Below are 12028 nucleotides of genomic sequence, written 5' to 3'. Positions count from 1 at the left end.
CCCCCACGATAGGAGGCACCATCATGACTGATCGCAGAATCCACACCGCCGAGTTCAAACGGGATGCCGTGCGACTGGCCCGAACCAGCGGCAACCTGGCCGGGACCGCCCGTGACCTGGGCCTGAATGCTTCCCTACTGCGCAAATGGATGAATGCCGAGCAGGAGAAGGGCGAGGCCGCTTTTCCTGGTCATGGGCAGCAGATCCTGACTCCAGAGCAGCAGGAGATCCGCAGGCTGCGCAAAGAAAACGAAATTCTCCGACAGGAGCGTGAAATCCCGAAAAAAGCCGCGGCCTTCTTCGCCAAAGAAACTACACGCTGAGGTATGAATTCATCCGAGATCATCGAACCCAGTACCGCCTGGATCTACTGTGCCGGGTGCTGGAAGTGTCGGTGAGTGGGTACTACAGCTGGCGAAGAAGGCCGATCTGCAACCGCAAGCAAGAGGATGCGCTGCAAGGGAAGCGCATCCAAGAAGTACATCAACAGAGCAACCGCTGCTATGGGGCGCCACGCATTCACGCTGAGCTGCGCGCTGGAGGGCTTCGGGTCTCCTGCAAGCGGGTAGCGCGTCTGATGCGGGTCCGTGGCTTGAGGGCCAAGGGAAAACGCCGCTGGGTGCGGACCACGGACAGCCGTCACACCATGGCCGTCTGCCCAGATTTGCTCTGCCGGAAGTTCGCAGTCCAGCAGCCCAACCTGGTGTGGGCGTCTGACCTGACGTATCTGCCCACGAAAGAGGGCTGGCTGTATCTCGCGGTCACCCTCGACCTGCATTCTAGGGCTGTGGTCGGATACGCCATGGACACTCAGATGGCGGCCACCCTACCGCTGGCCGCTCTTCAAATGGCTGCCCAGCGCCGTGGTCCGCCCTCTGGGCTGATGCATTACAGCGACAGGGGCAGTCAATACGCGAGTGGGATCTTTCAGGCAGAACTGGCCCGCATGCGGGCCAGGGGCAGTATGAGCCGCAAGGGGGATTGCTGGGACAACGCCGTCGTGGAAAGCTTTTTCAGCTCGTTGAAAAGGGAATTGTTGGACGACAGCGTCTTTGAGACCCGGGACGTGGCCCGACACGCGGTGTTCGAATTCATCGAGGTCTTCTACAACCGTCAGCGCCGTCACTCGACTCTTGGGTACTTGACGCCCCTCGAGTTCGAACGCCAGGCTACAGCCGCTTAACTTCAGTTACGCAATATCGGGGTAGGCCCACATGTGACGGTACTCCGCATTACTGGTACCAGCTCAGCCGCCCTTATGATGTCGGTGGGGTTCCTAAGGATGCGCCGCCGTCCATCCCATGCTGAGAAGCCCAGCGTGCTAGTTCCACCCGGTTCCTCAACCCAAGTTTTCCCAGCATGTTCGCTACATGCTTACTGGCAGTCCCGACACTGATCGACAGCACCTGAGCAATGCGTTTATCCGAAGCGCCCTGCGCGAGGTAGCGCAACACCTCCTGCTCCCGAGCGGTCAGCTCAGCCTGAGGAGCGGCTCCCTGCTGGTCTGCCACCTGCATGGTGCTCTTTCCATCCAGCCATGCATTGATCTCAGGTTGGAAGTCATTCATGGTCCGGTGAGCCCCAGCGTCACGCTCCACTTCATACTGGCGGCCCAGCCCGGCACTCAGCTCGGTGTCCAGGCGACGCGCTTCCAGCTCGAAGGGACGCGGCCAGGGTTTCCCCAACGCTTCATGCATACCTTCCGCCAGGCTGAAAAGCTGAGCTGCGAAAGCCTGACGCCTACCCTCCCGCGCGTAACTCGCCAGAACAAGCAGTAACCTGGCGCTCAGGCCGGGGAATTCGAGCCGCTCTGCCGCGTTCCAGGCTTCTTTGATGAGGCCGACCGGGAGTGGCCTGACCCCCGCAAAAAAGCCCGCCCACACGTGCAGCATCAGAATAAAGGCTTCCCCGTTACGATAATTCGTCTGTCGCGCCAGGGGCAAGGCCCGTTCCAGGTACGGAATGGCCCGGGCACTCTGACCGATCCCGATGTACGTCGCGGCGGTGTTGTGGAGCGTTTCACACAGCAGGTAGGCATCACCGGACGCTGCGAATCGGGCTTCGAGCTGACCGAAGAGGCTGAGTGCTTGTTCCACTTTGCCCAGCGCGGATTGGGCCGACGCGAGGATCCGTAATGCCTTCGTTTCCCCGGGCTCGTCCTGCAGGCTCCGGTAGAGGGCGAGGGCTTCGGTGAGGGTGTCCAGAACGGTGTCCAATTGGTAGAGGTCCTGCTCGCAGTAAGCGCGTGAGCACAGGACCGCTGCACGCAGCCGGGGTTCCTGGTGGGAGGCTGGGAGTGCGAGGGCCGCTGTGGCCCACTTGAGTTCCACCTGATGCTGAGTTGCACCCTCCCAGTACGGGGCCAGCGCGAGCACCATCTTCAGGGCCTCCGGAGCCTGTTCGTGGAGGATGAACCACGCCAGTGCCGCATGGATATTGGCCTCCTCAGCCCGAAGTCTGGCCTGCCATTCAGGCGTGAGCAGTTCCAGGTCACGCTCAGCACTATCAGCCAGGGCCAGAAAATACCTGGCCTGCCGGTCGCGCAGGACATGGTCCGCGTTGACGTCCAGAAGTTTTGCCGCAAACTCCCGGATAGGTTCCAGAAGATGCCATCTGGCCTGGCCTGCGCCTCCCACGCCAGCCGGGGGATCCGAGGGTTGCACCAGGCTGTACTCCACCAGTCGGATCAGCACGTCCCGCGGTTGCAGGAGGCTGGTGACGGCGGCCAGCGCTTCAAGTGTGAAGCCACCCACGAACGCACCACAAGCGATAAATGCCATGCGCTCCTCTTCGTCCAGGAGGTCGTAACTCCAGCCGATCGCGTCCCGGAGTGATCTCCCGTGGTGAGGTCCATCGTCGGGGCCTGCCGTCAGCACCTCGAGAGGACGCTCCAGCCACCCCAGCAGGGCCGCAGGCGTCACCACCCGTAAGCGTGCGGCCGCCAATTCCAGGGCGAGGGGGAGGCCACCAAGCAGCGTGCAGATCTGGTTGACGTCCGCGCGGTTGGCGGCCGTCACCGCAAATCGGGGGTTCACGGTTTGCGCGCACCTGGTGAACATCTCGACCGCTGTACTGCCGCTGGAATGCGCATCAAGTATGGGAAGGCTGAGCGGGTTAAGGAAAAGTTCGTGTTCACCCCGCAGGTGAAGAACGGTGCGGCTGGTGACCAGAACGCGCAGGTCAGGCGCCAGCGCGAGCAGCTGGTTCACCAGGGGTGCGGCGGACATCACGTGTTCGAAGTTATCGAGAATCAGTAACATGGGTTCGGGCCCGACCGCGTTGGCCAGATCTGCTACTTCGGTCCCGGAGGCATGCACGGCACGGGCAATCGTGGCCAGCACTTGGGTGGCGTCCTGGACAGGCGCGAGTTCTACCCAATCGACTCCCCGGGCAAACTGGGAACTCAATTGATAAGCGAGTTCCAGGGCCAGCCGGGTTTTGCCGACGCCTCCAGGGCCACGCAGGGTCAGCAGGCGAACATGCGGTTGCGCGAGCAGGGACCGGGCGAGGCGGGCATCAGCATCTCGGCCGATCAGGGGGGCGCCGGGGCGCGGCAGCACGCCGGGTTCCTTCACGAAACCGGGACCGTTCATACTCGATTGTACGGTCCATCAGACGGAGTCGTGGTGCGAGAGACTTATGTAGAGGCACCGACGGGGAACCGCTCAATTGCCGTAAAGCGAACCCATGAATATTTTCTGTGTTCTTGAGTGTCAGGTGCAGCGGGATGACACCGGTTGTTCATTTTCCAGTGACGTGAACATTATCAGCGGACTGAATGCCGCAGCGGCCTCCAAGAAAGACTCGGTTCTTCCCTGTGTGAAGAGGCACCAGTAACTTGCAGGGCGTGACGCACTGGCACCGCTTCTGCGTTCGCCATGTCACTCCCCCCGGTCCAGGCGAGATCGGAAACGCGGCCCTCGCACCCCGTACGGTACACGTCCTGCAGCACCCTGCCTACACTGAAATATGAACGGTCAGCAGCTGGCAGCGCTTCCAGCGGCCCTCACCCCCCTCCTCGGTCGGGAGCAGCATGTCAGGGAGTTCAAGGCGCTACTCCATGGCTGGACACAACTCGTCACCCTGCGCGGTCACGGCGGCATCGGGAAGACCAACGGAGAGAAAGAGGATGTCCTGAAGAACCTCTCGGCCGTCCTCAGCATGCTCGTGGATGATCACATGCACCACCCCAACATACTGAGAAAATGCACCTGAAGCGAAAGGTATCAGGCAACAGGTCTGGGCGGAGCTGCAACGCCAAGCTGACCTCTTGAAAGCGGTTGTTTGGGTTTAGGGTGAGATTGCCAGGTGGATTCGTCATGTCGACACCGTTATGGGGCACTTTTGGAGCACGCAACAGGAGGTCGTGTGGCGTTCCTCATCACTGCCGGCTCCTGATGAAGCAGATGCTTGTTGCTGTCTTGTCACGGTGCATTCCTAACGTGACGGGTGCTCCTCTGCATCAAACAGGTCCTACCTAATTTTAGGTAGCGCTTTGCCTACTCAGAACTAGGGTGTCGGGATCCAGCAGTGGAGCTTAGGCTCAAAGGGCCACCATCACCCCGCTGCAGCCGCAAACGTCGCTATTGGCGTAGGAGGCGGTGGCGGTTTGATCGTCGGCGCTGTAACAAAAGCAGGTATGAGATTTGTCGACGCCTTAAGTAAAGGGGATAAGGATGATGTGATCGGGCAATTAGGAATTATGCGGACTACTGTAAGCGAATCACGGAACATATTAAAAGAAGCTCGACTTAATAAGTCTGGGGCCGTTGGCTTGTCGATCTTGGGATTATACGGTGAAAATCCACATAGAGATCACTCCAACAACCAGTGCAGCAACAGTTCGTGTGAATCGATAACCGCAGAATGGGAGCCGGCTGTTGGATGTGAGCAAGGCTTAACAGTCCGACGGTGCCCGTGAGTTGAAAGGGAAAGACGCCTATGTGAGGTCTTTGTCCTTCACTTTAAGGTCGATGTAGGGGGCGACCTTGACCTCTTCAGGATCAAAACCAGGGTGAGCCCACCGCACTTACCCTGGTCACCCGGCCACCTTCGAATTCAAAGCCGAGACGAACATGATTGTCGTTTGGAATTAATTTCGTCTGGATTTCATCTTTATATGCAGTTAAACCACCGATTCCCTCGTAGATGCCCTGTGTTTTGGGAGGATAGCTATGTTTAAACGTAAGATTTCTTTCGTCGGTGCAGGTATCTTTACAGCCGCCATGGTGATTATACCTACGACCAGAACCGATACCATGGCCAATGGATGTGTAGGAGCTTTCTTGTCTTTATCTGCTCATGCGACACAGGAAACGTTTGGCATGGGACTCGGTAAATACGCTCAGACATATAGTGGGAAATTCGGTCAAGGCATTCATAGGCTCAATGAAGCTATGTGCAAGGCCCTCTGATTCCTTGACGAGCGCGGCCCTGACAGAGACCAGGACGGCAGGGTGGCACTGAACGACCTCTTCGCCCTGCCGTGAGGCCCGGAACCTGCGCCCTCGTGTCCTACGCTCCAGGAGGAACACCATGCGAACAGTCCTGCTGACCGCCCTCACCCTCACCACCCTGCTCCTCGCGGCGTGCACCACCACCCCGCTGGCCGCTCCCACCGCACCAGAGCGTCTTGTCACCGGCCTGAAAAATGCCCAGGGCAGCACCGTTGGTCCCGATGGCGGGCTGTATGTCACCGAACCCGCCGCCGGCCGGATCGTGCGCATCGACCCCACCACGGGTGCTCTCACTACCTTCGCCAGCGGTCTCCCCCTCCCGGTCATTGGGCTCGGCGGGGCAGTGGACGTCATCTTCCTGAACGGAACCGCGTACGCTCTGGTGGGCCTGGTCGCCGCCGACGTGGGCGGCAGCAGCAAAGTGGGCCTGTACCGGATGGAGAGTCCCACTTCCTTCACCCTCGTCGCTGACCTGGGCGCGTTCGCACTCGTGAACCCACCGGCCACCGAGTTCTTTGTTCCCACCGGCGTCCCGTACGCCCTGGAACTCTATGGTGGAGCGTTCCTGGTCAGCGACGGGCACCACAACCGGGTCCTGAGGGTCACCCGTGAAGGTCAGATCTCCGTCTTCCGGGTGTTCGGCAACACCGTCCCGACCGGGTTGGAAGTCATGGGCACCACCGTGTTCATGGCCGAGCCTGGACCCATCCCCCACGAGCCGCAGACGGGCCGGGCCGTGTCCTTCACCTCAGGATCGGCGCCCGTGACCGTGGTGGCCGCTGGCGCAAGGATGCTGCTGGACGTGGAGTTCGGGCCGGTCGGTATGCTCTTTGGTCTGTCGCAGGGCGTGTGGGACGGGGTGGAGGTCGGCTCACCAGCCCACCCGAATACCGGCTCGCTCGTGCGGGCTAAGGGGGACGGCACTTTCGAGGTGATCGCCTCCGCACTTGACCGGCCAACCTCGCTCGAAGTCATCGGGAACACCGCATTTATCACCACCCTCAATGGGGAAGTCTGGACGGTTGGTAACATCGCCAACCCACGCTAGTGGATCAGTTGGCGCGCGGGGCGGCATAACGAGGCACTCCTTCCGTCTTACCCTGGAATCAGGCCGGAAGGAGGCTTTTATGACCCGCCGCAAAGTGCAGAGCGCCGAAGAACGGGTGACACTGGGGACACGTTGGCAGACAGATTTGCCTTACCCGATCACGGGTCGAGACCTGCCGCCGCTCCGCCTGTTACTGATCAACGCAGATTAGACAGGATCATGTTGCGCCCCGCCGCCTTCGCGCTGTACAGCAGGCGATCTGCGTTGGCAAGAGCGGTACGTGGTTCCTCCACGATCAGCACCAAACCGCCCGAGACAGTAATCGTCTCCTCCGTCAACCCAGTCTTGGTCGCGAGGGACTGCTCTACCTCAGCCCGCAGACGCTCCACCCTCATACGAACCTGCTCAGCGCTTCCCGGAGCAAGCAGCACACCGAACTCCTCGCCCCCCAAACGATACACCCGGTCCACTGACCGTATTTCCGCCTGCAACATCTGCACAAGGCAGATGAGCACCTGATCACCCACGACATGCCCGTAGGTGTCGTTAATGCGTTTGAATCTGTCAAGATCAAGCAGCAACAAAAAGGATCCAGGAGGAAACTCCCGGAGGCTCTCGTCAAACATACGGCGGTTGAATGCTCCGGTCAATGGATCGACGTACGCGAGCTGTTCAAGGGACTGGGCGCGGGCCAGGGCAGCCAATCGGGTGTAAGTCACGTATTCCCCAACCACCATACCTAGCACGCTGATGCTGGAAAAAACCACATACACCGGCAGGGCGTCTGCGGGGGGACGCCCAACCAGCCAGAAGGCGACAAACACCGTTAAGTTGGCCGTCAGGAAGGTCAGCACGGCCTGCTGACAGGTGGTCTGGATCGAATGCTCCCAGCGAGGCATCAAGCGGAAAAGCCCGGTCGCTTTTCCTGCCAGCAGGGCCACAAGCACGAGGTTCAGCACTCCAGGAAAGGCCGCAGGCCCACGCACGTACAAGCGGTATACGCCGATGGGCAGGGCGATGAGCAGCCCTGCCAATACCCCATTGCGCTGGGCAGCCAGAGCCACCAGCACCGAACGGAAGTCGAACGACAGGCCGGACGCGACAGACACGGTGTTGATCATCAGTAGGAAGGCGGTCGTGACACTGGTGAGGTACCGCGTCAAGATCCGTCGCCAGGATTCCGGCCAGTCAGGCTGCCGGAAGGTGAGACTGATAGCAAACAGCCCGGCAATCAACACCGAGAAATTCAAAAGCAGATCGTTGGCGAGCGACACAATCTGCGGCATGTACACAAAATACTTCAATGTTCAGTCAACCTGATCCGCAATATGGTATGAGAGACGAGCTGCTCGAGCAGCATGCGGTGTCACCAGCCTCAATGCGTGCGTGTCACAGGGGTTCAGCCCAGCCGTGTGGCCCGAAGCATCATCGGCCGGGCGTACAACTCGAAAACCGCGTTCACCCGTTCATCAGTGGACACTTTCACGCCAGATCGAAGAAGCGGAGCAAGCGGCAGGTCCTGCAGAGCCTACACCGACTGATTCATCCAGGTGGCGGCGTGCGGATTTTCTCGCGGGTCAGGTCGTCTGGTTGCTCCTGAAGGACGAGGCTGCCCTTGGTGGTGATGACCGGAACTTGCTGGACGTGCTGATGGAGAAGTGCCCGCCAATACGCCAGATGCGTCACCTGGCAATGAAATTCCGCATGCTTTTTGCGCAGGGGAACACCGACCAGCTAGATCGGTGGTTACAGCAAGCCGCAGGATGCGGCTTGCCTCATCTTCAAATAGTGGCGATAAGCCTCACCCGGGAGCGCAAAGCGCTCCTGGCCGCGATGACCCTACTGTAGAGCAATGGGCCAGCGGAAGGCATCGCGAATAAATCAAGCTGATTAAACGCCAGATGTATGGGCAAGGGTCGTTCGAAACCTTGCGTCAGCGCGTCTTACTCGCCAGCTGACCCGCTGCACGGAAATGCCGGAAGAGCCTCATATTGGGTCACCCTTACATCGTAGTTTGAGCTTACTAGGCAGGAAATGCTGCGGGTGCGAGCAGCCGTTCCTGTCATCATGTCTATTTGCGCCTGACTATGGGCTACTCACTGAAATTGCCAGTTAATGAAGATGCATTCAGTCTTGAATCATGAAAATAAAGAGCGCACCATGAACTCACCTCAAGAATGCAAGCGAACCTGTTCCTTAGCGGACCGGACGGCGCAATTCGCCTCTGAGGCGCACTGAAGCCTGTCCCATCAACGGTCACCTGGGACCTGCCGAGTGAATGATAAGCCCAGCTCAATGGAGACCTGCATGCCAATTAGATCCAGTGTGTCCGTCCGTCCGTCCCCACGGACCTCGTTCGATCAAACCAAGGCCAGGTACACTCCCTTCCTTCTTATTGCATTACTGCTGGCCGCCTGTACGAGTGCACCGACCAGTCCAGCAGAGGTGTCATCAAGAATAAACGTGCAGGCTTCGCAGATGACCAGTAGTGAGCTCACCAGCAGTGGAGGGCCAATGAAGGGAGCGATGTACTGGCCCCGGCTGGCAAAAAATCCCTGCTGGTGGGGGGAATACGAACGCGGAGAACTGACGGACGAGCAGATTCGAGCTGATCTCCAGCAGATGAAAAGGGAGCTGAACATCAACACTGTGCGCGTCTTCCTCTTCTACGATAACGAATACCGCGCCTGGGGACAGCTGGGCTTTACGGACGGACAGGGAACATTCAATGACGCTCGGTTACAGACCGTCGCCCGCTTTATTGACCTTGCCGCCAGTGAAGGCCTGGATGTCGTCCCTACTCTGTTTATGGAGATGGAGACCGCCGATAATGGCGGATTTGATTGGACCACGCTGGAGACCAATTACGCCTACCATGAGGCTTACGCCCGCTGGATTGTCCGGCTGCTGGCTGGAAAGTCCAATGTGCGGGGCCTCAATCTGAAGAATGAGCCAGATGGGTTCGGCGCCTGGGCTGATCCGGACGTTGCAGGCCGGATCCTCACGTGGATGAGCCGCCTGAAACAGGCCATCAAAGCCGAGGCGCCCCGCTTGGGTGTCTACGTGAACAGTGCAGCATTTGACAATACTTTTAAGCGATTTGAAGGGGCCCCTGTGGGACACCAGTCGATCTATGACGTGTCCGACGCGCTGTTTTTCAACAGCTACCTGTGGGCCGACAACGGTTTCTGGCCGTACGCGGTGCCCGCAACGATCTACCGCTATATCAGCGACCACAACATTGCGCGCAAGCCGATGGTCCTCTCAGAACTCGGTTGGCCGTCGTACAACGATGACAGTGGCATGATCGTTCCTGGAATGCAGTGGGATCTGCCGCTCGGATTGCGGCCCACCACCCCCAGTACGCCCGAAATGCAGAAGCGCGCCGTAGAGGAAAGCGTCTATTGGGCGGAGAAGTACGGGTTTTCCGGTTTGATCGCGTGGGCTGCGTATGATCACCTGCCAGGGGCTTACCGGAATCCGTTTGGGCTGATCGACGGTTATGGTCAAGCTTCAGCGGCAGCTTCGGTCTTTGCCCAGGCCTTTACGAAACAGTATTCACGTCTGGGAGAAGCTCCGGTGTCGCTGGTCGATGGTCAAGTGACCGGCGGGAAGATCAATGGCCTGGATGGCACCACCCCTCTGCCGGCTGGCGTGAACCTTGACACAGGAGGGTCGTACGCCAGTCAGCCGCTTCGGTACGTCCATCCTGTTACGCTCGCTGTCAGGATTCGTCAGCCCAGTACTCCGGCTCATGATGGTGTCGCGGTGGGAATCACGACAGCTGCTGCGACGCCCAAGGTGATCCAGTTGCGACGGGAGGAGTACAGCAAAGTCTGGCGGGTCTTTGTCAATAACGTTGAAACCGCGCGGACCCGCCCAGACTCTGCCCTGGGAACAGCGCCCGTTCCGGTCAGCTTCGAGCTGGCCAACCGCGCGGTCACGTTCAAAGTGAATGGGGGTGCACTGAACCTGTACTCCATCAAGAATGGAAGCCGGTACAGCCTGAATCTGTCCACAGCTGAAGTCTCAGCACAGTGGCGTTTGACGGCCGCTGCCAGTACCGCCCCAGTGGAACTCCTCGAAGCGCGGGCGTACGGCACCTCCGGTAAACTGTTCTCTCCTTAAACCACCAGGACCGATGGTGCTGAAAGAGCCCTGAGGACCAACGGGTAGGCGAGGAGGCGCACGGTGGCCTCCCTCGCCTACATTGACCTCCTGGTGGCCACCGCCGTCCTGCTGATCCGCGCACGCGACTGGGTCGAACGCGTCCGCACCGTCGAGTTCGAGGTGATGTCAGGCGCCATCTGGGAAAACCTTCAAGCCGTACGAGCGGCGTACCCCAATGTAGACGATTACGAACAAGGCGTTGAACTCGCTCTCCATGGCGCGATGCTCAACCTGCTCTATTCGTACGTTGTGTGGTACGCATGAGGTCCAGCCTGGCCTGATGCAGCGCATCCGGATTCCAGGTGCTTTCCGAGAGAAACCTCTGCAGTCGCTGGGCCGCTTTATGGTGGCTCCCGGACTTCCCGGGTTCCGTGTTGGCCAGCCCGGTGGCGGTCGTATGCCGCCGAAATGCGCCTCTATGTTCCGCGCTGCTTCCAGAGAACCTCGGGGAACCGTCGCCCCCGCAGCTTCCGGGAGACCCTGAGGCTCGTTCTTGAATTCAAGGAGCGGCTGAAAGAACTGCCGTGTGTACGTGTCGGCCAGTACCCGCGCCGCGGCCGGGTCATCCAGTCGCGCGTGTCGACACGCCGGAAACCATGAGGACGCGCGGACAGTGGAGAGCCTGCGTGAGGTGGTCACGGGGTGATCCGGACGGTGAGAGGGGTAGGGCTCGCGCTCAGCATCCCATGCTGCCCAGATCTTGCGTGCTTATTGCCAGTCCACCCTACACCGGGTGATCAACACCTTCCGGTTGGACGAGCGCCTGAAGTCGCGTGAAGGCAGGCGTGGCCTGGTATGCCCGGAGTGCCTCGCTGAAGGCACGCAGGTGGGGCAACCCGCGTTCAGAAAGGTCCGTACAATCACATCAGGAAATTTCGCTGTTCCTCAGCTGTTGCGGTTGCCTTCCCGGCCGAAGTGCATTTCGGAGGCCGGTAGCGGCCGCGCGAACAGGTACCCCTGTCCCACGTCACACGCCAACTCCCTCAGGACCGCCAACTCCACACCTGTTTCAATGCCTTCCGCGATGGTCATCAGCCCCAGGCTTTGCGCGAGGGAGATGATGGCCTTCGCCACTGGAAAAGTCGGAGACGAGCAGTGCAGATCCCTCACGAACGCCCGGTCGATCTTGAGGACGTTCAGCGGTAAGCGTGGCAGATAACTGAGGGACGAATACCCGGTACCGAAATCATCCACCGCGATGGACACGCCCAGATCACGAAAGCTCGTCATCCGCGACACGGATTCCTCAACGTCATTCATCACGACCCGCTCGGTCAGTTCCAGCTCCAGGCACGACGCCGGCAGCCCGGTCTCACGTAAGGTCTCAGCCACCATGTCCACGAAGTCCGGGCGC

The 12028-nt window shown here is 59.8% G+C and carries 10 protein-coding genes and 1 pseudogene; 6 read left to right on the top strand and 5 right to left on the bottom strand.

All coding sequences use genetic code 11. The features are described 5' to 3' along the window. Window positions 1–23 precede the first annotated feature (23 nt). A protein-coding gene (locus IEY49_RS18975) for an IS3 family transposase (protein WP_189011652.1) occupies window positions 24–1183 on the top strand; the annotation gives its coding sequence in 2 pieces (ribosomal slippage) (window positions 24–291 and window positions 291–1183; 1161 coding nt in all). 73 nt (window positions 1184–1256) lie between these two features. Here IEY49_RS18975 and IEY49_RS18970 read toward each other — a convergent pair. After that, entirely contained in the window at window positions 1257–3593 is a 2337-nt protein-coding gene (locus IEY49_RS18970) for an ATP-binding protein (RefSeq protein ID WP_189011650.1), read from the bottom strand. A 376-nt stretch (window positions 3594–3969) separates the two neighbouring features. On the opposite strand from IEY49_RS18970, the gene IEY49_RS18965 reads away from it, so the two are divergent. The 3 genes from IEY49_RS18965 (at window position 3970) to IEY49_RS18955 (ending at window position 6504) form a co-directional block, all read left to right on the top strand. Next, window positions 3970–4215 (top strand): hypothetical protein, encoded by a 246-nt coding sequence (locus tag IEY49_RS18965; protein WP_189011648.1) that lies wholly within the window; start codon window positions 3970–3972, stop codon window positions 4213–4215. Between the two features lie 959 nt (window positions 4216–5174). Continuing rightward, window positions 5175–5414 carry a hypothetical protein gene (locus IEY49_RS18960; RefSeq protein ID WP_189011646.1) on the top strand — a complete coding sequence of 80 codons (240 nt, stop codon included), beginning with the start codon at window positions 5175–5177 and terminating at the stop codon, window positions 5412–5414. Between the two features lie 121 nt (window positions 5415–5535). Next, window positions 5536–6504, top strand: coding sequence for a ScyD/ScyE family protein (locus IEY49_RS18955; protein WP_189011644.1), 969 nt, complete (start codon window positions 5536–5538; stop codon window positions 6502–6504). Window positions 6505–6701: 197 nt separating this feature from the next. On the opposite strand, the gene IEY49_RS18950 is transcribed toward IEY49_RS18955, so the two are convergent. Together IEY49_RS18950 and IEY49_RS21575 are read right to left on the bottom strand one after the other, a co-directional pair. Further along, the gene (locus IEY49_RS18950; RefSeq protein WP_189011642.1) at window positions 6702–7790 is read right to left on the bottom strand and encodes a diguanylate cyclase; all 1089 of its coding nucleotides are present in this window, start codon (window positions 7788–7790) and stop codon (window positions 6702–6704) included. A 256-nt stretch (window positions 7791–8046) separates the two neighbouring features. Next, on the bottom strand, window positions 8047–8190 hold the full coding sequence (locus tag IEY49_RS21575) for a hypothetical protein (RefSeq protein WP_229780917.1): 144 nt from the start codon (window positions 8188–8190) through the stop codon (window positions 8047–8049). 828 nt (window positions 8191–9018) lie between these two features. Here IEY49_RS21575 and IEY49_RS18945 point away from each other — a divergent pair. Then, a complete protein-coding gene (locus IEY49_RS18945) occupies window positions 9019–10632 on the top strand; it encodes a cellulase family glycosylhydrolase (protein WP_189011640.1) in 1614 nt (537 codons plus the stop codon). A 63-nt stretch (window positions 10633–10695) separates the two neighbouring features. Beyond that, on the top strand, window positions 10696–10938 hold the full coding sequence (locus tag IEY49_RS18940) for a hypothetical protein (RefSeq protein WP_189011638.1): 243 nt from the start codon (window positions 10696–10698) through the stop codon (window positions 10936–10938). On the opposite strand, the pseudogene IEY49_RS22100 reads toward IEY49_RS18940, so the two are convergent. Then, window positions 10916–11077 (bottom strand): annotated as a pseudogene (locus IEY49_RS22100) (IS701 family transposase); the annotation flags it as partial. The gene IEY49_RS18940 and the pseudogene IEY49_RS22100 overlap by 23 nt on opposite strands. 482 nt (window positions 11078–11559) lie before the next feature. Next, window positions 11560–12028, bottom strand: a 469-nt coding sequence (locus IEY49_RS18935) for an EAL domain-containing protein (protein ID WP_189011636.1), incomplete at its 5' end; no start/stop codon positions are given.

Origin of the sequence: Deinococcus malanensis, from assembly GCF_014647655.1 — a bacterium.
Lineage (GTDB): Bacteria > Deinococcota > Deinococci > Deinococcales > Deinococcaceae > Deinococcus > Deinococcus malanensis.
Note: the sequence above shows the minus strand (reverse complement) of the source record. Positions and strands in the feature narration are given on the sequence as shown.